This window comes from Paracoccus aestuariivivens, assembly GCF_009711225.1.
Lineage (GTDB): Bacteria > Pseudomonadota > Alphaproteobacteria > Rhodobacterales > Rhodobacteraceae > Paracoccus > Paracoccus aestuariivivens.
On record NZ_WMIE01000077.1, the window covers coordinates 1 to 517 of the forward strand.

Here is a 517-nt window from a genome sequence, read left to right on the forward strand (position 1 = left end):
GGCCGATGGCCTAGCCGAGCGCAAGTCTGCGCTGGATCCTCGCCATGGGCCTCGGACCAGTGGCGGCACCATGGCTCGATGCATCGCCATTCACCCGGCTCGACCAGGCGGCTGACGCTGGGGGCCGACAAGGCCTATGACACGGCGGGCTTCGTTGCCGCTTGTCGGCAGGCCTGCGTCACACCGCATGTCGCCCGGAAGTCCCTCTATTCGGCCATCGACCGACGCACCATCCGGCACAAGGGCTACGTCCTGTCCCAAGGGTACCGGAAACGGATCGAGGAAACCTTCGGCCGGAGCAAGACCGTCGGTGGAATGGTCCAGACCGTCTATCGCGGCCTCGAACGGGTGCATGCCCGCTTCATCTTTACCCTGGCGACCGGAAATCTCGCCCGACTGCCCCGGTTGTTGGCGGTGCGAGAGCCGGCATCACCATGGAAGGCCGATTGCAACAGCGAGCAGGGGCGGGCTGAGACCTGAGGCTAACAGCCAACGTGGTGGAAAACTGTTCTCGCGC

1 protein-coding gene is annotated in these 517 nt (G+C 65.2%); it reads left to right on the plus strand.

Going from position 1 to position 517, the window contains the following annotated elements; genetic code table 11:
* A partial coding sequence (locus GL286_RS22135) for a transposase (protein WP_425496112.1) occupies window positions 1-480 on the plus strand: 480 nt, incomplete at its 5' end.
* Between the last annotated feature and the right edge of the window lie 37 nt (window positions 481-517).